Raw genomic sequence first — 24,204 nt, forward strand, 5'->3', positions numbered from 1 at the left:
GGTCGCGAATCGCTTCAAACACGATCAGGTTACTCAGAAAAACGGGCCGATTTCAATAAGGATCCGGCCCTGAACTTTTCTCCGCCTGCCCCTACACGGTGGTCAGCAGACCCGCCAGGTCCTGCCGGCCCTTCGCGCCCAGCTTGCGGTACGCGTTGCGCAGGTGTAGCTCGACGGTCTTGGGCGTGACGAACAGCGCCTCGGCGATCGCGCGGTTCGTCTGGCCGGCGGCGGCGCGCTCGGCGACGCGCAGCTCCGACGGCGTGAGCGCGTCCAAACCCTGCAGCGCGGTCGTGCGCGGACGCCCGCCGGCGGCGTAGAGCTCGGTGCGCGCGTGCGCGGCGACCGCGCCCGCCTCGCACACCTCGGCGAGGGCGAGCGCCTGCCGGAGCGGATCGCGCGCGTCGGTCGGCCGCTGGGCGGCGCGCAGCGCCGTGCCCAGGGTGCCGAGCGCCTTGGCGTGCTCGAGCCGGGACGGGGACGCCGCCGCGCACGCCACCGCCTCCTCGAGATGGTCGAGGCCGTCGGCGCGCTCGACCGTCCCGAGCACGCGCAACGCCCGCGCGACGACGGACGGCGCGCCCCATGCGCGCGCGGTCCGCAGCTCGTCGGCCGCGAGCGACACCGCCTCGTCACGCCGCCCGAGGTGGTGGAGGGCCAGGGCCTGGTGCGAGCGGAACGGCGTGTCGATCGCGGTCATCGCGCCGAACCGCTCCACGCCGTCGCCGGCCGTCCGGAGCGCGTCCTCGAACCGCTCCTCGGCGAGGAGCTGCTCCGCTTGGCTGTCCAGCCAGTAGCGGGCGGTCTGCGAGGCGTCGGTGGGCTCGGGCACGACCTCGAGCTCACGCCGGGCCGCGGCCAGGTCGCCGCGCTCGCGGTGCACGCCCGCCAGCCACGACGCGATCTCGCCCCGCCCCACGCCCTGCGCCTCGCCGAGGATGAGCTCCTCGATGCCGTCGTGCAGCAGCGACTCCGACTCGGCGAGCTCCCCGTTGCGCAGGAGCATGTACCCGCGGCAGAGGCTGATCGCCGACTTGAACCACATCGAGCCGCTGGTGTGCACCTGCGCCAGGAACTCGTCCCACGCCGCGTCGGCCTCACGGCGGTCCGCGAGCACGAGCACCATCGTCGCGGACACCGAAGGCACCTGACGGCCGCCGCGGACGAGGTCCCAGCCGTTCAACGCGGCGAGCGCCAGCGTCGCGCACTCGTCCGCCGACCCGCCGGAGAACGCCCACTGGTAGGCCGCGACCGCGGCGAGCAGCTTCGCTCCGCTGCCGGGCGGCAAGGGCAGCCGCCGATGGGCGGCGAACCGCTCGGGAGAGACCGGCTCGCTGCCGCCGAAGATCGGCGCCGTCAGCTCGATCGCCTCGAACGCGGCCCGCAGCAGGTCCGCCTCCTCCGGCAGCTCGGCCGCCGAGCGGCGCGCCAGCGCCACGGCGTCGTCGGGCCGGCGGCTGAACACGAGGCCCTCCGCCAGGAGCAGCGCGGCGGTTCCCCGGACGGCCGGCTCGTCGATCAGCTCGATCGCCTCGCGCAGGTGCCCATCGCCCAGGTGCGAGTGCAGCAGCCGCTCCGCGCCGCCGAGCGCGAACAGCACCGCACCACGGCGCTCGGCGGCGGGCGGCTCGGCGAGCGCGCGGCTGAGGTACGTCGCGGCGCTGGCGGGCGCCCCGGCGCGCGACGCCGCGCGAGCTTCCTCCTCGAGCACGTCGACCACCCACGCCTCCCCGCGCTCGGGGGCGTGCACGAGCTGGGTCGCGATCGCGCTGGTGGAGGCCGACCGCGCGCGCAGCAGGGTCGCGGCGCGCTCGTGCGCGAGCGCGCGCTCGTGGGCAGGGATGTCCTCGTAGACGACCGCGCGGATCAGCGGGTGCACGAACGCCAGCGCGGCCTGGTCGGCGAGCACCTCCGCGCGCACGAGCTCGCCGGCGGCCGCGACCGCGGCGGCGTCGTCCAGGCCGGCGAGCTGCGCCACGAGCGGCAGCGCCGTGTCGTCGCCCAGCACGGCGGTCGCGCGCGCGATCTCGGCCGCCGCCCGGCTCAGCCGGCCGATCCGCACGAGCACCGCGCGGGCGGCGGCGCGGGGCGCGAGCGTGTCGAGCACGCCGACGTTGCCGGCCTCCGGCGCCACGCCCTCGGTCCGCAGGGTCTTGGCTAGCTCCACCAGCAGCAGCGGGTTCCCGCCGGTCGCGTCGTGGGACGCGCGGCCGAAGGCCTCGTCGCCGCCGATCAGCGCGGCGCTCGCGGACGCGCTGAGTGGCCGCGGGTGCAGCGTCGTGGCGAGCGGGTCGCGGGTCAGCTCGGCGATCAGGTGCGCGTGCTGGAAGTGCTCGAGTGGACGGGTGCCGCCGAGGACGCTGACGCGCAGCCCTTCGGACCGGCGCACGACGTAGCAGAGCGCGCGCAGCGACGGCTCGTCGCACCACTGCAGGTCGTCCACCACGAGCAGCAGCGGCGCGCTCTCGGCGACGTTGACGGTCAGCCGGTACAGCGCGTGCAGGATCGCGAAGGACGCGTCCTCGCTGCCGACGCCGCTCGCGGGCCCTTCGAAGACCTCGCGCGCCGCCGCGGCCCCGCCCTCCAACAGCGCGTCCTGGACGGTCGCCTCGAACAGCTGGCGGATGATCCCGAACGCGAGACCCTGCTCGAGCTCGCCGCCACGCGCGTGCAGCGTGTGGACGCCGCGGGCGTTCGCGGCCTCGCGGGCCGCCGTCAGCAGCCGCGTCTTGCCGATCCCCGCCGGTCCCTCGACCAGCAGCACCTGCGAGCGCTCCGCGGCGGTGTCGGCGAGTGCCTGCAGGGCCGACATCTCCCCGTCGCGCTCGAGTAGCACGACCAAATCCTAGGGTGCCGGTCTCGGGTCTGCCTAGATGCGCCGCGCGAGCCGGGCACGGATCGTTCCGGTCACCGATGAACGACTCAGGCGAGACCCACTCCATCCAGCTCGAGCTGCGGCTCGACGGCACCGCTCTGACCGGCCATGCGTCCGTGCCCGGTGACCTCCCGCGCGCGTTCTCCGGCTGGGTCGGGCTCGTCCGCGTCGTCGAGGACCTGATCACGGAGCCGCAGCCGATCGCGAGGACCGCGTGATCCGCGGCGCCCTCGTCGCGGCCGCGCTGCTCTTGCTCTGCCTCGCCGACGCCGCGGCGGCCGGCACGCTGCGCGGCACGGTGACCGCGCAGACCGGCGGCGCACCGGTCGTCGACTATCGCGTCGACCTGTTCGACACTGCGGCCGGCGCCAAGACCGCGAGCACCTGCACGGGCGCGAACGGCGGGTACGCGTTCGCCGGGCTCGCCGCTGGCACGTACATGGTGCACTTCGCGGGCGGCGGCGGCGCCGGGTGCACGTCCAGCACGCTCGCCCCGCAGTGGTACGCGAACCGGTTCGCGTTCCAGTTCGCCGAGCCGGTCACGGTGAGCGCCGCCGGGGAGGTGGCGGGCATCGACGAGGCGCTGCCGGTCGGCGCCTCGGTCCTCGGCAAGGTGACCGCGCGTGACGGTGGCGCGACGCTGGCGAACGTGCGCGTCAAGGTCCTCGACCTCAACGGCGAGACGCTCCGCGACACCTGCTCGCAGGGCGACGGCACCTACCGGATCGACGGCCTCGTCCCGGGCGCGCTGCTCGTCGGGTTCTTCCCCGACGGCTCGTGCGGCGCGGTCGCCGGCGACTTCGCCACGCAGTACTACAAGGACGCCGACGTCGCGAACGCCGCGCTGTCGGTGAACACGGGCGAGGGCACGGTCTCGACCGACATCGATGGTCGCCTGAAGCCCGCCGCCGTGGCCGTCACGCGCCGGCTGACGTTGACGGTGACCGGCCAGGGCGCGCTGTCGGCGAGCCCGGGCGGGGTCGGCTGCGCGAGCACGTGCGCCGGCGACTACGCGGACGGCACGGCCGTGACCGTCACCGCGACGCCCGGGCCCGGCATGCGCCTCGTGAGCTGGAGCGGCGCGTGCTCGGGCACCGCCGGCTGCACCGTGGTGATGGGCGCCGACCGGGCCGTGGGCGCGACGTTCGCGCCGCTCGGCGGCCAGCCGACGCCGACGCCCACCCCGGACGCCACGGCCACGCCGACGGCGAGCCCGCGCGGTGGGGTCTCGCCGACGCCGACGCCGACGCCGGCGCCGTCGTCCTCGCCGACTCCCCAGCCGCCCGCGTCCCCGGTGCGCGTGAGCGCGCTCAAGCTCGCGCGCACGGGCACGCTGTCCCTACGCGTGTCCGAGGCGGCGACCCTGGCGATCAAGGCCGAGCGCCGCGTCGGCAAGCGCTGGAAGGCGGCGAAGACGGTCAAGCACATCGCCAAGCGCGCGGGCACCGCGCGCGTCGCCCTCGGGCTCAAGACGAGCGGCCGCTACCGCGTGACGGTCACGCCCACCGCGCGGGGGCTCAAGGGCAGCGCCGTCCGGGTGATCGCCGCAGTGCGGGTGAAGCGGACCGCCCGCGCCGCCACGTTCGCCGCCGCCGACCCGACGTGCGCTCCCGTGACGGTCACCACGAGGCCCGGTGTGCCCGTCGCGTTGACCATCAACTGCGTGGACGCGGGCGTCGCCCCGATCGTGACCATCACGTTGCCGCCCGTGGGTGGCACGCTCCCTGCCCTGCCGGGCCAGTACACGCCGAGCCCGGGCTTCAACGGGGTCGACCAGGTGCGCTACAAGGTGACGAACACGGCCACCGGCCTGACCTCGCAGGAGACCTCGATCAACCTCGTCGTCAACGCGCTGCCGACCTGTTCCAACGGCACCGCGACGACCGTGGCCGGCCAGCCGCTGAAGCTGGTGTTCCCGTGCACGGATCCGGACGGCGGCACGGTGCTGGTCCGCGCCGAGGACGGGGACCACGGCGTGGTGGATCCGCGGGTCGGCACGAAGCTGACCTACACGCCCGAGCCTGGCTTCGTCGGCACCGACGTGGTCCGGTTCATCGGCATGGACGGCGCCTTCCAGACCGCCCAGCGCACGCTGACGATCACGGTCACGCCCGCGCCGGTCGTCACGGCGACGCCGACCGCGTCCCCGGACCCGACCGAGACGCCACAGCCGACGGTCGTGCCGACGGCCACCCCGTCGCCCGGCCCCGGTCCTGCCCCCGACGCCCGCGCCCCCAAGCTGACCGTCAAGGCCACCGGCAAGCCGAGCGTCGCCAAGGGCGCCACGTTCTCGGTGGCGGCCGACGAGGCGGCCGTGGCGAAGCTGACGCTCGCGGCGGGCAAGCACACCGCGACGAAGACCGCGGTCCTCCAGCGGGGCACGGCCAAGGTCGCGCTGAAGCTGTCGGCCCGGTCGCGCAAGGCGCTCAAGGCCCGCAAGACCGTCAAGGCGACGCTGACCGTGGTCGCCACCGACGCGGCCGGCAACCGGTCGACGACGAAGCTCACGGTGACGCTGCGGCGCTGAGGTGATCGCGACAGCGCTTCACATCACGTTCACGAGTGCGCGCGCCCGCCTCGCCATGCTGCCCGGCACATGCGCCGCGCTCCGCTGCTCGCCCTCGTGGTCCTCGCCGGCTGCGGCTCCGGCTCGGATGAGCCCTCGGCGTCGCCCACGCCGGTCGCCCGCACGCTCAGCGGCGCGCAGGTCCAGCCTCCGCCGCCCGGCGCGTCCGGCGCGCTGGTGGCGCTCGTCGACAGCCCCCAGTCGAGGACCCGGCTCGCGTACGTCGACGAGGCGCGCCTCGACGCCGCCGAGCTGCCGTTCGCCGTCGACCGGGTCCGCGACCTCGTCCTCGCGGACGGCTTCCAGACCGCCGATGCGTCGGGCAGCGTCTCGATCGGGCGCGACGGCGGCGGCCGACGACGCCGACGCGAACGCGCTCGCCGGCCACTCGATCAGCGCCGTGCAGGCGTGCCTCGGCGACCCGTTCGCCGAGACCATCCTCGGGCCGGAGGCGCTGGGCGAAGGCGTCGCCGCCGGCGCCGGCCTGGCGATCAGCCCCGAGGACCCGGAGCGCGTCGAGCTGCGCCTGTGCGGCGTGCCGCCGGTGCGTCGGCTGCACGCGCTCGAGCGGCGGCTCCAGCGGCGCTTCGGCAAGCTCGGCTTCGTCGAGGAGCGCGAGATCCGCGAGCTCGACCTGCTGACCGCGGTCGTGCCCGTCGACGCCGTGAAGGCCGACCGGGCGCTCGAGCTGCTCGGCGATCCCGGCACGCTGCTCCGGTAGCGCACGACGAGCGGCAACCGGCCAACTCGTTACAGCTCTACGCCCCTCGTGTCGAAGGGGTCGTGTGTCGCGCACCCCCGACGCCGGGTCCCGCCGCCAGTGGCTCTTGACCGCATCGGTCGGCCTCGTCCTGACCGCGGCGCTGGCGCTGCTCGCGTTCCAGGTCGACGCCCGTCAGGAACGCGCGCGCGACGACATCGCGCGCCAGCAGGCCGTCGGCACGCTCCAGCTGCTGACGTCCGGCCTCGACAGCAAGGTCGAGGACGCGCGCAACCTCTTCGTCGCCAGCCACTCGGTGTCCGAGCGCGAGTTCTCGGCGTTCACCACGCCGATGCTGCGCGGCTCGCGCCATCACGGCTTCAGCTGGCTGCGCAAGCGGGTGCGGGCGCGGCGCGTCGCGTTCCCGATCGAGTACACGACGAGCCAGGCGGCGACGCCGGGCTACGACGCCTTCGGGCACGCCGCGCGGCGCGAGACGATCCTGCGGGCGATCCTGAGCGGCCGCGCGCAATCGACGCCGCTCGTCGAGCTCGCCGGGACCACCAAGCTCGGCTTCGTCGTCTTCGCGCCCGTGTACCGGCCGGGCGGGCGGCACACGCTCGGCGACACCCGTGGCGTCGTGGCCGGTGCGTTCAACGTGGCCGAAGCACGCGCCGCGATCGCGAGCGTCGTGCCCCCGGGCACGTCCGTGCAGGTCAGGCTCGACGGGCGGGACGCGCTGCGGATCGGCGACGTCGAGCCCGGCGCTCGCCGCTCCTCCTTCGCCTTCGCGGGCCGCGAGTGGTCGGTGCAGAGCAGCGCCCGGCCGAGCGGTGGCGTCCGCCTCGGCCCCGCCGTGACGCTCGCCGGACTGCTGATCACGCTGCTGTTGCTGCTCACGCGCTCGGTCCGCGCCGGCCGAGCCCAGATCGAGGGCGGCCGGCGCGATCGCGACCGGGCCGAGCGTCGCTTCCGCGAGGTGTTCGACGCCGCGCCGATCGGCATGGCGCTGATCGAGCCGTCAGGGCACGTGGTGCGCGTCAATCGCGCGCTCACCGGCCTGCTCGGGTTCTCCGAGAGCGACCTGCTCACGCCTGGGCGGCCGCGGATCGTCATCAGCGAGGACCGTCCGGCGTTCGACGCGCTGTTCGGCGACGCGGCCGCCCGACCGGGCACCGCCATGTCCGCCGAGGTCCGCTTGGGGGCCGTGACGGAGCAGCGTCGCGCCGACTGCCACGTCACCTACCTCGAGGACGAGCGCGTGATGCTCGTGCAGGTGGTCGACATGACGACCCAGCGCGAGTCCGAGGCGCAGCTCGTCCACCAGGCCGAGCACGATCCGCTCACCGACCTCTTCAACCGCCGGGGGTTCTCGCGCATCCTCGACGCGCATCTGGCCTCCGGCGACGAGGGCGCCGTCGTGCTGGTCGACCTCGACCACTTCAAGGCGATCAACGACGTCCACGGCCACCGCGTGGGCGACGACGTGCTCCTCTACACGGCCCAGCTCCTCGCCGAGGAGTTCGACATCGTCGCGCGCATGGGTGGCGACGAGTTCGCGATCCTGCTTCCGGACGCCGAGGCCGACGAGGCCGACGCGGCGGCCAAGCGGCTCGTCGCGCTCGTCGACGACGCCCGGTTCACCCCCTCCGGCAGTCGCCACGACGTGACCGCCAGCGTCGGCGTCGCGATGCTCTCGGCGACCATGCGCGAGCCCGACGACGCGCTCGTCGCCGCCGACCTGGCCATGTACGACGCCAAGGCCGCCGGCCGTGGTCGCCATGCCGTCTACGACGAGCACACCGCCGGCTCGCTCACGCGCGAGCGGCTCGAGACCGTCGCCCAGATGCGCTCGGCCCTGAGCGAGAACCGGTTCTTCCTCGTCGCCCAGCCGATCCGCTGCCTGGCCAGCCGCACGATCGTCCACCACGAGCTGCTGCTGCGCATGCGCCTCCCCGACGGCAGCGTGCTCGCCCCCGCCGCCTTCTTGGGCGTCGCCGAGGAGTTCGGCCTGATCGGCGACATCGACCTCTGGGTCGCCCGCAACGCGATCGCCCTCCTCGACCTGCACCGCGACCGCACGCTCACGTTCCACATCAACCTGTCCGGCGGCTCCTTCGGCGACCCCTCGCTGCTGGCCAAGATCCGCGCCGAGCTCGCCCGCACCGGCGTCGACCCGTCACGCCTGGTGTTCGAGATCACCGAGACCGCCGCGGTCGGCAACTTCGACGAGGCCCGGGCCTTCGCGACCGCCCTGACCGACATCGGCTGTCAGCTCGCCCTCGACGACTTCGGCGCCGGCTTCAGCTCCTTCGTCTACCTCAAGCAGCTCCCGTTCGACATCCTCAAGATCGACGGCGAGTTCGTCCGCACCTGCACCACCAACGCCGCCGACCGCGTGATCCTCGAGAGCCTCGTCCACACCGCCGCGGGCCTGGACAAGCGCACGGTCGCCGAGTTCGTCGAGGACCAGGCGACCGAGGACCTGCTGCTCGAGCTCGGGGTGGACATGGTCCAGGGCTACCACGTGGGCCGCCCGGTCGACGTCCACCAGGCCGTGGCGATGGCGATCACCGCCTGACGCTCGCTGGACCCCGGGCTGAGCTACGCGTCGACGCCGCCGGCGGGGGAGCGGATCACGAGCACGCACTCGGCGGGAACGTCGCCGACCGCGAGGTAGGTGTGGGCCACGTCGCTCAGCCACTCGATCGCCTCCCCCACGCCCACCTCCCACGTCTCGTCGAGCCGGCCGACCCGCAGCCGGCCGGCGGTCACCAACAGGTGCTCGACGACGCCCGCACCATGGCCGCCCGCGCTGCGGGTCGCGCCGGGCTCGAACCGCAGCCGGTAGACCTCCACCGTCCACGCCGCGTCCGTGCTGACGTCGAGCAGCCGCGCCTCGATCCCCGGTTCGGCGATCCGCGCGCCGACCGCGCTCGCGAGCAGGACCGCGAGCGGCAGCCGCAGCGCGTTGGCGAGCGCGTAGAGCGTGCTCAGCGTCGGGTTGCGCGTGCCGTGCTCGATCTCCGACAGCGACCCCTTGCCGATGCCCGCCGCCTGTGCGAGCCCGCTCAGCGTCAGGCCCTGGTCCTCCCGCGCCGCCCGCACGCGCTCACCCACCAGGGTCGCCGGATCATCCATGGCGCGACTCTACCGTCTCGTTCCGTATACAGAACGGGCTCGCTATGTTCTGTATATGGAACACGCGTCCCATGCCGACCGCCACGCGATCGTCGCCGGCGTCGTGGCGGCGCTGGTGGGCTTCACGAGCTCGTTCGCGGTCGTCCTCGCGGGCCTCCGCGCGGCGGGTGCCTCCCCGGCCCAAGCCGCGTCGGGCCTGCTCGCGGTCACCGTGACGATGGCCGTGGCGACCCTCGTGCTCAGCCACCGCTTCCGCCTCCCGCTGCTGATGGCGTGGTCGACGCCCGGCGCCGCGCTGCTGGCGACGACCGGCACCGTCGACGGCGGCTGGCCCGCGGCGATCGGCGCGTTCCTGATCTGCGGCCTGCTGATCATGGCCACGGGCGTCTGGCCGCGGCTCGGCGCCCTGATCGGCTCGATCCCGACGCCGGTCGCGCAGGCGATGCTCGCCGGCATCGTGCTCCAGCTGTGCCTCACGCCCGTGCGCGAGCTCGTCGCCGCGCCCGGGCAGATCGCGCCGATCCTGGTGGTCTGGCTGATCGCGCTGCGGGTCGCGCGCAAGTGGGCGATCCCGCTGACCTTCGCCGCCGCGCTCGTCGTGATCGCGGCGGACGCGGTCGGTGACGGAGGCGTGCACGGCCCGCTCGTCCCACACCTGGAGTGGACGGCACCGCACTTCACCTCGGCCGCCATCCTCGGCCTCGCCCTGCCGCTGTACGTCGTGACCATGGCCGGGCAGAACGTCCCCGGCACCGCGATCCTCGCCGGCTACGGCTATCGCGTCCCGTGGCGCAGCGCGATGCTCACCACCGGCGCCGGCACCGCGGCCGGGGCCTTGGCCGGCGGCCACGCGATCAACCTGGCCGCGATCAGCAGCACGCTCGTCATCACGTCCCAGGCCCACCCGGACCCGGGTCGCCGCTGGACCGCGGCGACGAGCGCGGGCTGGGCGTACCTCGTGCTCGCGCTGCTCTCGACGGCGCTGACCACGTTCGTGAGCGCCGCACCCGCCGACGTCGCCGGCGCGGTCGCCGGCCTCGCGCTGCTCGGGGCGCTCACCTCGTCCCTGTCAGGCGCGATGAACGCCGACCACGGCCGGGAGGCGGCCGCGGTCACGTTCGTCGTCGCCGCGTCGGGCGTGAGCTTCTTCTCGATCGGCGCGGCGTTCTGGGCCCTGCTGGCGGGCGTGGCGACGCACCTCGTCACCACGCGGGACTAGAGCGTGGCGCGTGCGTGCAGGCCGACGGCGACCGTCGTGAGCGAGTCGGCGAGCGCGTCCGCGAACTCGACGTTCGTCCGCGCGAGGCGCTCGTCGGCGGCGTAGGCCTGGACGAGCGCTTCGGGCGCGCACGTGAGGGGCCAGAACGCCGACGCCATCGTCCACACGGTCAGCAGGTACTTCCACGCGTCGTCCTCGGAGAGCTCGGGCAGCGCGTCAAGGATCAGGCCGCAGATGATCTGCCCCTGCTCGAGCCCTCGCAGCTTGTGCGTGGTGACCGCCTCGACCGACACGTTGTGCTCGAGCACGGCGGCCTGCGTGCTGATCAGGTCGCACAGCACCGGCCGCGCCTCGAGCGACGCGGCGATCGCCTGGGCGAGCTGCTCGGCCCGGCGGACGAACGCGTCCTGCCGGTCGACGGCCCCGGGCAGCTCGTCCGCCAGGTGGGCGACCCACTCGCGGAGCAGCCCGTAGAGCAGCTCGAGCAGCACCGCCTCCCGCGAGTCGAAGTACCGCAGCACGTTCGACTTCGCGAGCCCGACCCGCCGGCTCAACGCGTTGAGCGAGAGCTCCGCGACCGTCATCTCCTCGAGCATGGACGCCGCCGCGTCGAGGATCGCCTGGCTGCGTGCGGCCCGCTGCTCGTCACTGCGCGCACGTTGGAAGCCGGTGGCCATGACTAGATCGTAGGGGGCCGGTCCGCTCATCTCAGTGGGCGAACACCGGCTCGGCACCCACGGCGACGTCCGGCGCCTCCGACGGCAGCAGCACCCACGCCGCGATCGCGCCGACCGCGAAGATCGCCGCCGACCACGTGAACGCGACCGTGTAGCCGTGGACGGCGCTCTGCGCCGCGAGGTCCGCCACACCCGGGTGCGAGGACGCGTACGCGCCCGCCGCCCCCGCCGCCAACGTGCTCAGCAGCGCCGTGCCGATCGAGCCACCGATCTGCTGCCCGGTGTTCACCAGCGCGGAAGCCACTCCCGCGTCGGCGCCCTCCACCCCACGGACCGCCGTGTCCATGGCGATGCCGAAGACGAGCCCGAGGCCCACGCCGATCACCAGCAGCGCCGGCAGCACCGCGGACGCGTAGCTCGACCCGGCCTCGACCCCCGTGAGCATGAGCATCGCCCCCGCGCTCAGCGCCATCCCGGCCGCCACCACCGGCCGCGGACCGAACCGCGGCAGCAGTCGCATCTGCCCGATCGCACCGGTCGGCATCAGCATCGCCATCAGGGGCAGGAACGCCAGCCCCGACTCGAGCGGCGAGAAGCCCAGGGTCTGCTGCATGTAGTACGTGAGGAACAGGAACACGCCGAACAGCCCGGCGCCCACGAGCGCGATCGCGAGGAAGCCACCCGCGCGAGCCCGGTGCGCGACGACCCGCAGCGGCAGCAGCGGATGCTCGACCCGCCGCTCGACGACCACGAACGCGACCAGCAGCGCCACACCCGCGACCAGGGCCGCGATCGTGATCGGCGCACCCCACCCGTCCGACTCAGCGCTCGAGAACCCGTACACCAGCGCGAACAGACCACCCGACGCCGTCAGCGTGCCGGGCAGGTCGATCGGCGTGCGCTGCCCCGCGACCGCATCCCGCGGCAGCAACCGCAAGGCCGCCACAGCCGCCGGCACCGCGAGGAACAGGTTGACGAACATCGTCCAGCGCCAGTCGAGCAGCTCGGTCAGCGCTCCACCGAGGATCAGGCCGATCGCCGCCCCAGAGGCCCCGATCACGCCGAAGACCGAGAAGGCCCGGTTGCGCTCCTGCGGCTCCGTGAACGTCGTCGTCAGCAGGCTCAACGCCGCCGGCGCGAGCAGCGCGCCGAACGCCCCCTGCAGCGCCCGGGCCCCGACGAGCATCCCGAACGAGGACGCGAACCCGCCCAGCGCGGACGCCCCGGCGAACCCGGCGAGCCCGACGATGAACACCCGCTTGCGGCCGAAGACATCACCGAGCCGCCCACCGAGCAGCAGCAGGCTGCCGAACGCCAGCGCATACGAGGTGACGATCCACTGCCGCGACTCGTCCGTGAACCCGAGGTCCGCCTGCGCGGACGGCAGCGCGATGTTCACGATCGTCGCGTCGAGCACGACCATCAGCTGCGCCAGCCCGATGATCGCGAGCACAAGCCACCTCCGGCGGCTCGTGCTCGTGGTTGGCGGTGTGTCGGTGGACATGCGCGATCAACTCCAGAGGGTTATGAGACCATCGGTCTCTTCTGAACCCATGGAAACAGACCACTGGTCTATTGTCAAGAGACCGATGGTCTTTTTATTCCGACCTGCCGCCACACGAGCCATGGCGTCGACGCTCTGAAGGCCCTCGCGCCAGCGACTCGACCGCGAGCTCAACCACCGCGCGCACGGCCCGGTCTACGCCGAGATGGCCGCCGCGTGGGATGTCTTCTTCACGCTCGCGGTGTGAGCGGCGGCGCTTGGCTTCGTCGCTCTGAGCGCGGCCTTGTCGACCGTCCAGCTCGTCCCTGAACGCCGAAAGGCCCGCCGTAGCGGGCCTTTCGTGTAGTCGGGGAGACAGGATTTGAACCTGCGACCGCCCGGCCCCCAGACGGATTTCGTGTTTCGGCCTACCGAGAAATGCCTGCAAATACGTGGGTTGACTTCAAGTACGCTCGAGCACGATCGGCTCAAATTGGTACTCGGATTGGTACCCGAGCCTCAGGATCCGGCGGCGCGTGACGATTGGAAAGACTGATGGCGCGGCGCACCTACGGTACGGGATCTCTGCGGATCGATGGCGGCTCTTGGTACGGGTCCTGGTACGGCCCTGACGGCCGACGGGTCAAGCGCAAGATCGGCCCGGCACGCACTCCCGGCGAGCGCGACGGGCTCACGCGTACCCAGGCCGAGAAGGAGATGCGACGCGTCCGCGACGCCGAAGCGGGCACGATCTCCGCTCCACGCGTGACGATGGAGCAGGCCGGCGAGCAGCTCTCGCTGTCGCTGGAGGTCAAGGGCCGCAAGAAGTCGCACCGGATGACCGTCGCGTCTGACCTGCGCAATCACATCGTGCCGTTCTTCGCCGGCAAGGATCTCGGCAAGATCACGGTCTCAGACATCGAGCGCTACATCGCCGTCAAGCGTAAGACGCTGGCGATGAAGACCATCCGCAACCACCTCGTCACCATCCACAGCGCCTTCGAGATCGGGCTGCGCCGCGGCTGGTGCAGCACGAACCCGGTCAAGCTGGCCGACCGGCCAATCGTGCGCAGCAATCAGACGCGCATCCAGTTCCTCGACCAAGAGGAGCTCGAGCGGCTGCTCGCGATCGACTATCCGGGCGACGCGTTCGGCAGCATCGAGCCGACCCTCTACCTGGTCGCTGCCATGACCGGCCTGCGACAAGGCGAGCTCATCGGCATGCGCTGGCGCGACGTGGACTTTCACGCACGCAAGATCCGCGTCGTCGCGCCCTACGTGCGCGGAGAGTTCATCGACCCGAAGTCCAGCGACTCCTCCCGCTCGGTGCCCATGGCCGAGCGCGTCGCCAACAACCTCAACGCGCTCCGCGAGCGATCACTGTACCCGCGAGACGGCGACCTCGTCTTCGCACACCCGGAGACCGGCAAGCCGCTCGATCGCTCCAAACTCGTGCGGCGCTTCAAGGCCGCACGCGACCGCGCCGAAGTCCGCGAAATCACGTTCCACGAGCTACGCCACACCTTCGGCACGCGCATGGCCGCCAGCGGCGTCGCGTTGCGCCGGCTGCAGTACTGGATGGGCCACGCCGACATCAAGACCACCCAGGTCTACGCGCACTACCAGCCCGACGACCATGAAGCCGACATGATCGACGAGGCCTTCGCCGCCTGACATCAGCGAACGCGGCGGCGGCGGATGTCGCCGCAGCACCAGGACGTCCAACCACAGCTGAAGCCGTGCGTGCCTGATGGAGCACGCCGGACGTTGACACGGACCCGATCACCCCGTCACCGGCCGTCCGCCGCAGCGGACGGCCAAGGGCGGCGCCTCGTCGCACGCCCCCCCCGTGGACTCCGACCTCCACGCGAAAGCGAAAGCGGCGAGTTCGTCGAGAAGAGCTACTTTCGGCTCCGGTCCAATGCGGAATTGCCCGTGCAGCGATCGGTGAGAGGAGCGCAAGGGCGCCTGGCCCGGCACGGAAGTGCGTGCGATGGACAGCTTCGGGCGCCGCTCAGGGCAGCTAGCAGTCGAACCCCTTACTCTCGCCCAGGTGAGCACCGTTGACCGAGCCGGTCCGTTCGGGCTGCCGGGCTCGTTGAGGCGACGTCGCGGCTCGCCGAGCACGTCGGGTTGTTTCCCGACGGCCCGCTTCAGCTACAGGACTGACCGGGACGGCTACCGCTCGGCCTCCCCGACCGTTTTAGCGAAGTCGTAGGCAGCCTCGATCAACAGGTCGTCGATCAGGTCGAGGACCTCGCCACGAGCCGCCGCGTCCTGGGCCTGGGCGTAAGCGCGGAGCAGGAGGGTCCCAATCTCGCGCGCGTCGGCGGCGGCGTGCGTGGCGATGCTCGACAGCTGCCCCCGGTAGCAGTCCAGGAAGCGACGCGTGGTCGCCACGATCAGCTCGTCAACGCGCTCGGTGGCGCGGTCGAGGGTGATTAGCAACTGCGTGCACGCTGGCTCGAAGGCCGCTGAGGCGATGAGGCGTTCGATCAACTCGAGGTGTGGCCCCAGCGGCTTCTCGCGCAGCGCCGATGCGACCTGGGCGGCCTCGGAGCGGACAGTCTCATCGGCGTCGTCGAAGAGGTCGGCGAGCGCGGAAGCCGCCCGGTCGGACTCGGCGGTGATGCTCAGTCGGTGAGCGCAGATGGTGGCGGCGCCGCGGCGGATCTCGGGCAATGTGCTGCGAACGGCCTCGTCGAGGAGGCCTGGGAGGCCGAGCTCCAAGCCGGCGTACGCGGCGACGCGCCCGCCGGCCTGCGTGACCGCGTCGAGATTGGAGGCGAGCATGCGCTCGACCATCGCTTCGACAAGTGCGGTGTCGGTGAAGCCGAGGTAGATGACGAGTTCCTCGACGAACCGGGTGGCGAGCAGCTCGTCAGGCGCCTCGACCAGCGTCGGGAACGCCTCGGCCACCTCCGCACGGGCGTGTCGCAGTGCGGCGGCGAGTGTGTGGGCGACACACGAGCGGACCGCCAGGCTCGGGTCGGTCGCCATGTGCGCGAGATGCGGCGCCAGCAGGGCGCTTCGGCTGCCGTCGGCGTCATGGATGAGTACGTCGCCGAGTGTGAGGGCGGCCCAGCCCCGGGCGGTGTTCATCCCGTTGCCGAACGGGTCGCCGTTGTAGAAGCGCTTTCCCGCCCAGGCCTCGCGCTGCCAGGCCTCGTCCTCCGGGTCCGGGGAGAGCAGGGCGACGTCGATGACCAGCTCGATGATGTCCGTGGGGACGTCGGCGTCGAGGTAGTTGCGTAGGGCGTCGGGCAGCGAGCGATCGTTGTCGCGGCGGTTCAGCGACGCGACGTGACGCATGACCTCGAAGACGGTCTCGGGCGCGATCGGCTCCGACTGTCGCAGGCCGCGCAGAACCCCGTCCAAGTAGGCCGGATGAGAACTCTCGTCAAGTCGGAGGGCGAGCCGGGCGAACCGCTCGGGATCGGCGACGGTCGCCTGCTCCAGGTCGCGGGCCAGCTCGGTGGCGCCCCCGGTGAAGCGACTCCAGTCCCGCGACTCGTCGGCGTGCTTGGCAACGGCTCGGAGCCACTGCTCGTCGCTCATCTTCTCGATGGCCGCAGCCGGGATCGGCGAACCGACCGAGCCGACAATAACCCCGGTCGGCGGATTGGGCTCGTCTCCGAAGACCCGGCGCAACTCACGCAGTCGACCACGCGCCAGTTCGGAGAGCCGATCCTCGGGCAGCGCCGAGAGCAAAGTGAACGAACCGTGCCCGAAAGGCAGGGACTCGAACGCGGGCCGGAAGGAGATCAGAGCCTCCTCCAAGGCGTCAAAGCGCTCCTGAGAGAGAAACGGGCCGATGGCGAAGATCAACGCGCGGGCCGCCCAGTAAGAGTTGCAGTTGTAGCCGGACAGAAGACGGTGCTCGCCCTCGCAAAGCAGCTTTCCGGCCCAGTCGGCGTAGTGCTCGCCGTCGGCGGCCATCGCCTCGTAGAGCAGCCACTGGCTCGCGTCGTGCTCGTCAGCGGCTAACTGGTCAAGCAGCGGCCCGGCACTCTCGTGCTGACCGCCGGCGATGAGCGCTCGCAGCGCATCGCGCGCGGCGTAGAGCAGCGCGTCGTCGACGTCGTGGTGGCGGTTGTTGTAGGTGCGGTAGCCAAAGTGCCGGTCGCGTTTAGGCCGGCGGTCACCGTCGCTGGTGAGGGCCATGACCGACACGAGGTAGGGCACGGTGAACTCGGCGAACGCCGCGGACGCGCCGGCGGCGGCCGCAGCGATGATCTCCTGGGTGCCGTGGTCGCGGCCGTCAAGCGCGGCGACCTTGCCGTCAGCGTCGAGGTCGAGGGCACCGGGGCGCTCAGCCAGCCACGCGCGTAGAAGCTCGACGGCCCACTCCGGCTCCTCGTCGCCGAGTGCGTGCGAGCCTAGGAAGAGGTCGTGCGCCGCGTCGTCGAAGACGCCCGCGCGAACGGCTGCGAGCGTCAACTCGAAGAAGGCTCGGGACTCGTGGACATCGACCCGAAAACCGATGAAGCGCATTAGCCCGCCGAACGAGTCGTGGCCCTTGAGCGGATCGAGAAGCTCGGACAGCCGGTCCGGCCGCTCCTTCGTGACCGACAGCATCACCTCCGCTGCGCGAGCGAACTGCTCTTGGTCACCGGAAAGCCAAGCGGCGATGACACCCTCTTGGTCAAGCCGATCGAACCACGCCGGCTTCCGCAGGGCAGACACGAGGCGGTCTGAGAAGGCGGGGCCGCTGTCGAGGACGCGCTGGACCATCAGCCACTCGGCCGCGGTCGGCTCATCGAGGTCGCGCAGCAAGGCGAGCACGACCTCCTTGATGTGGAAGCGGATGGCGTGGTCGGCAAGCAAGCCCTCCACTTCGGAGACGAACCGCTCGGGCTCTTTGTCTCGTAGGTAGACGAGGACTGCGCGAACCTGAGCTCGCCGGAAGAGCTCCTGCTCACCTTCCAGCAGGAATGTCACCAGCGTTTGCTCGCGCGCCAGCCAGCGTCGGGCGAAAGCGTGGTCGAAGAACGCCTCGTGGAAAAAGGTGAAGGCGCCGGGGCGCTCGACGAGGACGTGCTCTGACTCAAGCACCTTGGCGTCCGGCATGTAGCCCGCGCTCTCGACGACCGCCTCGGGCACGTGCAGCCGCTGATGGGAGCTCATGTTCTCGACGAGCAGGCCGACGGTCTCGTCGAATCGCACTGGCTGATCGCGGCGAGCCTGACTGATGTTGCGCTTTCGCACGTAGAAGGCGTCCATCAGCCCCTGGGCCGACACGAATGCCAGCGCAGCGGGCTGGTCGGCGATCGCGTCAAGCAGGACGAGGTGCAGGGGCGCTTTCAGCAGGTCGAGCTGCGCGGAGGTAAGGCGCGTTGGGTCGAGGCCCATCGTGTTGACCGCGGCGGTGACCTGAGCGTCGTCGAGTGGCCCGATCGACATCTGCTGGGCGGGTCCATCCTTGTCCACCAGCCGCTTCAGACGGTGGTCGTTGTCGATGTCGAACTGTCGGCAGGCGAGCAGGACCCGCATTGCGGGAAATGCGGCCGCCTCTTCGATCATTTTTGCGATGTGATTGAAGCGCAGCGGCAGGCGGCCGGAGGCCAGACTGAGCGCGTCAAGCTGGTCGACGACGAGCAAGCAGTCGCCGCCGCCGGCCGCGGCAGCCAGAATCGGGACTGGCGAGCCGTCGAGGCCGAGGGACGCGCCCAGCTCCTGCGTCGAGCCGAACTCACCACGGTCGTCCAGGCGCATGGCCAACACCGGCCAGCCTCCGGCAATGTCTCTGACCGCTTGGTGCAAGACCGCGCTCTTGCCGTGCCCGGCCGCGCCGGCAATAAGCAGGACCTTATCGTGCCCCGAGCGCAGGCGGTCGGCGACCTCGGCCGCCTCCTCGCGCGGAATCTCGGGGTCAAGCAGCTCCCGTTCGACGCTGTTCGTCCAGGCATCCAGTGTGCCCTTCACGGCGTTGACGCTCTGCGGGCCGGTATCGGCCCGTCGCGCGAGCCCGTAGCCGCCTAGAGCCTCTTCAATGGCCTCGGCGTCGAGAGTCTCGCCGAGATGGTCGTTGATCAGGTCGGCCAAACAGGCCGCGGTAGCCGCGCCTGGCGCCCCGAGCAGAAGCTCGGCCAACGCGGCGTTCGTCGCAGTGAGGTGACGCTCGCCGGGCCATTCGACGTAGACGCCTCGCAGGATCTCAAAGGTTTGGGCAGCGTCGCCCCAGATGTCCACCAGCAGCGAAAACTTGGCGTTGAGCTCTCTGCTGATCGAGCTGCGCAGGGCGTCGAGATCGTCGCTGCGTCGGGCCTGGTCGCTGAGCTCATCGAGGTCTCGCGCCGGGACCAGCGAGACGAACCAGAATTGACGCCCGCGAGCGACCTGCGCCGCCGCGGCCGCCAGCACGCCCTCGGTTTCCAACTCCCGCAGGCTCCAGCCGTTGCGGTTACCCCGCTGGCGCTTAACCTGATGGGACGCCTCGGCGCCGTTGTTGTCGATGACGGTGAACTCGACACCCTCGCCACCGCGGCCGCGTTCCTCGATCGCGATGCTGCGTACCCGCCCGGCCAGCACCGCGAGCAGCCAGCTGACTGCCCAACGGCCCTCGTAGCGGTTGCCGATCTTGTCTGCCTCTCCTCCGGCGCGCGGGCTCACTCTGCCGCCAGCTTAGGCCGCCGGACCCTCGTCCCGACTCGCCGGCAGTGTTGCGCAGAGATCGGGCGGCGCGCAGACGAGCGTCTGGCGATCAAACCGGCACGACTCCCGCTCTCCATAGGACTCCGAGCGGATGGACCAGCCGGGGGCAATGAGCCCCGCCGTGACGTTCGGTACCCCGAGGCACGCTGGTTCGACGACGGGCCGAAATTAGTCTTTCTGTGGATAGACGCTAGTTTCGACAGACGCCAAACTAGGGCGCGGAATCGCAGCCGGCCGAGTCGTCAGTCGGCAAGCCGCTCGAGCGCCGCGCGTCGTTGCTCGAGGTCCGAGCGCGCGTAGCGGCGAGTGGTCTTGACGTCAGCGTGGCCGAGAATGTCGGCGACCAATACGAGATCTTGGCCGTGCTCGTGGACCAGACGCGTCGCAACTGTGTGTCGCAGGGCGTCAGCGGAGTCCTCAATGCCGGCCTTCGCCATGACGGCGGTGACGACCTTGCTGATCGAGCGCACCGAGAGCGGTTCGCCAGTCCGGGAGATCCATACCGGTCCGCTCGTCACGCTCGGCTGGCTGTGGTGACCGGCACGGTCGGCCAGCCATTCGCACAGCGCGGCCCGCGCCGGCCGGTTCAACGGCACCATCCGCCGCCGATCGCCTTTGCCATCTCGCAGGACGAGCTCGCCGGTCCGCTGGGTCAGCCGCACATCGTCGATCTCGAGCATCGAGAGCTCGCCGATCCGGATGCCGGTCGCCAGCAGCACCGTCACGATCGCCCGGTCACGGCTCGATGACATCCGATCGGTCTCTCATTGCAGCGCGCGGAGCTGCTCGTGCGAGAGCGCACGGGCCTCCTTGGGGTCGACCTCGACTCGGCGCACGTCCGGGCTGCGGAGTGCCCGCGAGTCCAGCAACGACGTTGCGGCTGGGCGGTCCGTCCTTTTCGGTCAGGGCGTGCCTTGGCGGCGCCGAGCGGTGGGACCACCGTGGGTGCCTCTCAGCGGCGGGGAGCAGCGTCGGCTCGCTCCGCTGTCCGCCCAGGAGGGCGAGGGCTTCCGGCCGGAGGACGGGAGGACCTGCACGACGGGCCGGAGCCGAGGCGCAGTAGTCGGGCTCGACCCGCTCCAGGACCTCCCGGAGCCCGCGTTGACCTCGGCCATTTCCCCCTGCGCACCACCCGCCGTCTCGGGGTGCGGAGCTCGGTCAGCCGCGCGGAGGGACCGCGCGCTCAGCTACTGTCGCGCGCCATGTTCGAGATCGGGGCTGAGTATCGGCGGAGAGACCTCCACGCGCAGTACGGCGGACAGACCCAGCAAGGGATCAGCACGCCGGCGAACTCCAACCTCATCTTCCTCATCACGGGCAAGAGCGGCGCTGCGTACGGGTACGACGACGGCTGGGAGCCGGAGGGCGTCTACCGCTACTTCGGGATGGGCACGACCGGCAACATGCGGATGGAGGGCGCGAACGAGCGCGTCCGAGACGCCGCGGAGGATGGGTCCGAGCTCCACTTGTTCGAGGACCTGGACAACGGGTTCCTGCGCTACATGGACGAGATGACGCTCGCCGGCTGGAAGCACCAGGACAACGTGCCGGACGTCAACGGTCAGCCGCGGCGCGCGATCGTCTTCTACCTCTCATCCGTCAACGCCGAGTCCGTGTCCGCGCCCCCGCCCACTGTGAGAGCCCCGGAGGCGTCCGGGCTGTGGGCCGTGCCGATGCCCGAGCTACGCAAGCGCGCGCAGCCGAACCAAGCGCGTGTAGAGGAGCCGAAGCAAGCGGCCCGCCGCGTGCGCGAGCGGAGCCGAGCGCTGCGGATCTACGTTCTGCGCCGGGCGAACGGCGTCTGCGAGGCCTGCGAGGAGGCCGCGCCGTTCAAGACGCCGGATGGACGCCCCTTCCTCGAAGCGCACCACACGCGCCGGCTCTCGGACGGCGGGCTCGACGACCCGCGGTGGGTCATCGCTATCTGCCCGAACTGCCACCGCCGCGCGCACTACGCCGAGGATGCGGAGACCTTCAACAACGGTCTCAAGACACGCCTGCGGGGGCTCGAGGCCGGTTGAGCGGGGGCGGTCCGACCGCAGGTGACGTCACGTCCCAAGGACAAAGGGACACGGCCGGACCGCCGGAGCCGAGTTCTCCCATCGCTTTTGCCGGCAAGCCGTCGGCGCCCCCGGGGCCCAGATGGGTGCTGCGGCAGAAGGCGCGCGACCGCCGACGTCCCCGCCTCGGTACCTTGCAGGTGTGGCCAGCTTCTACGTCTCTTTCGACGGCGCGGCCTCTGAGCGCGAGCTCGCGGCGCTCTCCGCGGAGCCCGGAATTGAGTACGTCGCGGAGCGCTCATGCGAGAACGTCAACGCATTCCGCGTCGAGGCTGCGACCCCGGACGAGGCGGTGACGCGGCTCGCCAACGCGGCGGACTGGCTGATGCTCACCTACCACGTGATCACCGTCACGTCGCACTCTGTCTAACCCGGCCCCATGGCGGCACGCTGTCAGCGTACGGACGCAGCAAGCGTCAGCGTTCTAGACGGAGGTCCAGTCCTGTCGCGACGGCGGCCCGGAGCGCTTTCCGCGCACGTTCAACCTCCCGTTCAGGTCGAGACGGATGCAGCGATACTGCTGGACTTCGCGCCGGAACACGGTTCATGATGCGCGGCGGTGAGCGTTGTTCCACTTAACAGCGGCGTGCAGTGGGAAGAGGACCCGCGCGGCAACGGGAACTCCCACGACGGGCGCACGATCCGCCGGCACATGCGCTCGGAGACCGACCCGAACGTGATGGCGATCGTGAAGCGCCCGAAGCCGGAGTACATGCCCGCGGAGATGTACTCGATCGGGATGGAGCGGGTTGGCTACCACCTGGGCACGCTGCTGGACCTCCCCGTGCCGAAGACATGGCTGGACACGGTGGACGGGCACCCGTCGAGCGTGCACGACTTCGTCCCGAACGCGCGCTCCTGGATCCAGATCGGCGGAGCGCCCCTGATGCGAGACAACGTCACGAACCAAGACACCTACGCGATGGCGGCGATGTTCGACGTCTGGTTGGCCAACATGGACCGCCGCGTCGTCAACTTCCTCTTCGAGCCGCTCCCGGAGGGTACGCGTCCGGGCATCGCTAAGGGCTCGCGGTTGTGGCTCATCGACCATGGGTACTGCGGGTTGTGGCCGGCGGGTAAGACCGTGGGAGACCCCGCCGCGCCGTTGATCCCGACGACCCTGACCGGGGTGCTGCCCGACCCGCAGGAGAACACGATCGCGGCGCTGATGCCCGCGGAGTACCGGATGGCGTTGAAGAACTCACAGGGTCCAGACCGCGCGTTGCTGCTTGACCGGATCCGGTCTGTAGGGGACGATGCCGTCGACGCAGCAATCAACGAGGTGCCGGACGACTACATGACGCCGGCGGAGAGGGAGGCGACTGCCGTCTTCCTCAAGTCCCGACGAGATACGCTCGATACAGTCCTAATTAGCAACTGGTGACCACGCACCAGGACCCGAAGGAGCCACCCCCGTGTCCCACCGCTACGCAGTCCTCTGGGAGACCGTCGCCGACGATAAGGCGCGTCCGGTTGGGCTTGTCGTGGAGCAGGACGACCGGGTCGTGGTCGAGGTGCGCGATGACCTGTGCCTGCCGCGCTCCTACTCCGCGCCCTTCCAGGTTCTCGGACCGGACCTCGTGCCCGTTCAGTACAAGCCGAGCGACCCGCAGTACTACGACCAGGTACTGATGGACCTCTCGCGCGGCTTCATCATCGGCAAGGAAGGGCGCGTCAGCAAGGCGACGAACGGCGTCATCCTTGGGTTGCTCGCCAAGCACATCTGGCCGCTCCTGCGGAAGGAGCACGTCGGCGTCTACCACGAGAAGGCGCGCACGTATCCCGCCGTCGCCGCGTACCAGAAGGCCAACTACGGCTGCGCTCCGGAGCCGGCGCGGACGGGCGAGAAGCCCGCCCGGACGACGGTCCGGGCCGGCACCGGCTCGTACGTTGCCGCCTGAGTCTCACAACTCGCAGGGCCAGCTACTCGACGCGGTTCTCAGCGAGGTCCACTTCCGTCGGAACCTGGACTTCGACTGGGACAAGGGCGGCGTCAGTTATGTCCTGAACACGCGGACGGAAGCGGAGGTCTCCGACGACCGGGACCACGGGCGGGTGCACCTGCACGTCGACGTTAACTTCCAGCGTGAGGAAGGGCAGGACGAGGACCCGTTCGAGATCAAGCTCGTCGTGACCGGGATGTTCGCGTGGCTGCAACCGGACCTCCCAGATGAGGAGATCCGCGGCTGGCTGTCCTTCAACGGCGAGCACCTGCTCTGGCCCTACCTCCGCGCCTTCATCTCCCAGCTGACGACGGCGGCCGGGGCTGCACCGCTGGTCATCTACACCATCGGCATCCCTCGCCCCCACCTCGGGCGCAGCGACGAGACGGGCGACTTTCCGAAGGTCCCCGTGGAAGACGAAGCCAGGTAGAGGTCCCTTCGGCGGGGGCGCGACACGGCACCTGGTGCTCTTTCCGCGCGCCGCGCGCCCGCCCCGGCGGGTACAAGCAGTAAGCGACGAGCGGAGAAGTTCGCCCCTTCCCGCCGGGCTCGACATCACTGCGCTGATCGGATGACCGCCTCGACGCGCTCGATCCAGGGGCCGTTGATGGAGGAGCTACGCGCCGCGCTAGAGCGCGCCCCAGGGATCGCCGTCACCGGACCAGCCCACTCGTACGGCTTCCTCTGGAGAGCCGGAGCGTGGGGGTAGAGGCGAGGACGGACGCCGAGGCGGTGTGCGCCCGGGCGGCCGTCGAGGGAGTGCCGGTCTACGTGGACGCGGAGAGCGTCAGGGACCCGGCCGGGCCGGGCCGCCGCGCGGATGACGTACCCCGGCGCGGAGTCCCCGTAGGCGGCCGCGTCCCGCTTCCGCACGGCGGCGTAGGTG

17 protein-coding genes are annotated in these 24,204 nt (G+C 71.2%); 11 read left to right on the forward strand and 6 right to left on the reverse strand.

What is annotated here, in order from left to right; genetic code table 11:
* Positions 1–91 precede the first annotated feature (91 nt).
* Positions 92–2,836 (reverse strand): ATP-binding protein, encoded by a 2,745-nt coding sequence (locus C8N24_RS01200; protein WP_147447544.1) that lies wholly within the window; start codon positions 2,834–2,836, stop codon positions 92–94.
* 77 nt (positions 2,837–2,913) lie between these two features.
* Between C8N24_RS01200 and C8N24_RS01205 the strand changes: the two genes are divergently transcribed.
* From C8N24_RS01205 to C8N24_RS01225, 4 genes are all read left to right on the forward strand, one after another.
* Positions 2,914–3,093 carry a hypothetical protein gene (locus tag C8N24_RS01205; RefSeq protein ID WP_121247039.1) on the forward strand — a complete coding sequence of 60 codons (180 nt, stop codon included), beginning with the start codon at positions 2,914–2,916 and terminating at the stop codon, positions 3,091–3,093.
* On the forward strand, positions 3,090–5,402 hold the full coding sequence (locus C8N24_RS35270; protein WP_121247042.1) for a carboxypeptidase regulatory-like domain-containing protein: 2,313 nt from the start codon (positions 3,090–3,092) through the stop codon (positions 5,400–5,402). The genes C8N24_RS01205 and C8N24_RS35270 overlap by 4 nt, the downstream gene beginning before the upstream one ends.
* 352 nt (positions 5,403–5,754) lie before the next feature.
* Entirely contained in the window at positions 5,755–6,162 is a 408-nt protein-coding gene (locus C8N24_RS01220; RefSeq protein ID WP_147447545.1) for a hypothetical protein, read from the forward strand.
* Between the two features lie 64 nt (positions 6,163–6,226).
* The gene (locus C8N24_RS01225) at positions 6,227–8,722 is read left to right on the forward strand and encodes a bifunctional diguanylate cyclase/phosphodiesterase (protein ID WP_121247052.1); all 2,496 of its coding nucleotides are present in this window, start codon (positions 6,227–6,229) and stop codon (positions 8,720–8,722) included.
* Positions 8,723–8,745: 23 nt separating this feature from the next.
* Here C8N24_RS01225 and C8N24_RS01230 read toward each other — a convergent pair whose 3' ends face one another.
* Positions 8,746–9,282, reverse strand: a complete 537-nt coding sequence (locus C8N24_RS01230) for a helix-turn-helix domain-containing protein (RefSeq protein ID WP_121247055.1) — start codon at positions 9,280–9,282, stop codon at positions 8,746–8,748.
* A gap of 55 nt (positions 9,283–9,337) precedes the next feature.
* On the opposite strand from C8N24_RS01230, the gene C8N24_RS01235 reads away from it, so the two are divergent.
* Positions 9,338–10,501 carry a benzoate/H(+) symporter BenE family transporter gene (locus C8N24_RS01235; protein ID WP_121247058.1) on the forward strand — a complete coding sequence of 388 codons (1,164 nt, stop codon included), beginning with the start codon at positions 9,338–9,340 and terminating at the stop codon, positions 10,499–10,501.
* On the opposite strand, the gene C8N24_RS01240 is transcribed toward C8N24_RS01235, so the two are convergent.
* On the reverse strand, positions 10,498–11,178 hold the full coding sequence (locus C8N24_RS01240; RefSeq protein WP_121247061.1) for a TetR/AcrR family transcriptional regulator: 681 nt from the start codon (positions 11,176–11,178) through the stop codon (positions 10,498–10,500). The genes C8N24_RS01235 and C8N24_RS01240 overlap by 4 nt on opposite strands.
* A gap of 31 nt (positions 11,179–11,209) precedes the next feature.
* Positions 11,210–12,631, reverse strand: coding sequence for an MFS transporter (locus C8N24_RS01245; RefSeq protein ID WP_245971733.1), 1,422 nt, complete (start codon positions 12,629–12,631; stop codon positions 11,210–11,212).
* A 585-nt stretch (positions 12,632–13,216) separates the two neighbouring features.
* On the opposite strand from C8N24_RS01245, the gene C8N24_RS01250 reads away from it, so the two are divergent.
* A complete protein-coding gene (locus tag C8N24_RS01250) occupies positions 13,217–14,335 on the forward strand; it encodes a tyrosine-type recombinase/integrase (RefSeq protein ID WP_121247067.1) in 1,119 nt (372 codons plus the stop codon).
* A 504-nt stretch (positions 14,336–14,839) separates the two neighbouring features.
* Here the strand turns inward: C8N24_RS01250 and C8N24_RS01255 are convergent.
* A complete protein-coding gene (locus C8N24_RS01255) occupies positions 14,840–19,273 on the reverse strand; it encodes a hypothetical protein (RefSeq protein ID WP_121247070.1) in 4,434 nt (1,477 codons plus the stop codon).
* 284 nt (positions 19,274–19,557) lie between these two features.
* Complete coding sequence (locus C8N24_RS01260; RefSeq protein ID WP_121247074.1) at positions 19,558–20,067, reverse strand: tyrosine-type recombinase/integrase; 510 nt, start codon at positions 20,065–20,067, stop codon at positions 19,558–19,560.
* A 450-nt stretch (positions 20,068–20,517) separates the two neighbouring features.
* Here C8N24_RS01260 and C8N24_RS01265 point away from each other — a divergent pair, with 450 nt between their 5' ends.
* From C8N24_RS01265 to C8N24_RS01280, 5 genes are all read left to right on the forward strand, one after another.
* Positions 20,518–21,336 (forward strand): HNH endonuclease, encoded by an 819-nt coding sequence (locus C8N24_RS01265; RefSeq protein WP_121247078.1) that lies wholly within the window; start codon positions 20,518–20,520, stop codon positions 21,334–21,336.
* Positions 21,337–21,517: 181 nt separating this feature from the next.
* A complete protein-coding gene (locus C8N24_RS01270; protein WP_121247081.1) occupies positions 21,518–21,745 on the forward strand; it encodes a hypothetical protein in 228 nt (75 codons plus the stop codon).
* A gap of 189 nt (positions 21,746–21,934) precedes the next feature.
* Positions 21,935–22,759 (forward strand): hypothetical protein, encoded by an 825-nt coding sequence (locus C8N24_RS01275; RefSeq protein ID WP_147447546.1) that lies wholly within the window; start codon positions 21,935–21,937, stop codon positions 22,757–22,759.
* A 100-nt stretch (positions 22,760–22,859) separates the two neighbouring features.
* Positions 22,860–23,276: a hypothetical protein gene (locus C8N24_RS33560; protein WP_170178763.1), complete on the forward strand. Its 417-nt coding sequence runs from the start codon at positions 22,860–22,862 to the stop codon at positions 23,274–23,276.
* On the forward strand, positions 23,266–23,748 hold the full coding sequence (locus C8N24_RS01280) for a protein-export chaperone SecB (protein ID WP_170178764.1): 483 nt from the start codon (positions 23,266–23,268) through the stop codon (positions 23,746–23,748). The genes C8N24_RS33560 and C8N24_RS01280 overlap by 11 nt, the downstream gene beginning before the upstream one ends.
* Positions 23,749–24,204: the final 456 nt, after the last annotated feature.

It is taken from the genome of Solirubrobacter pauli, assembly GCF_003633755.1.
Taxonomy (GTDB): domain Bacteria; phylum Actinomycetota; class Thermoleophilia; order Solirubrobacterales; family Solirubrobacteraceae; genus Solirubrobacter; species Solirubrobacter pauli.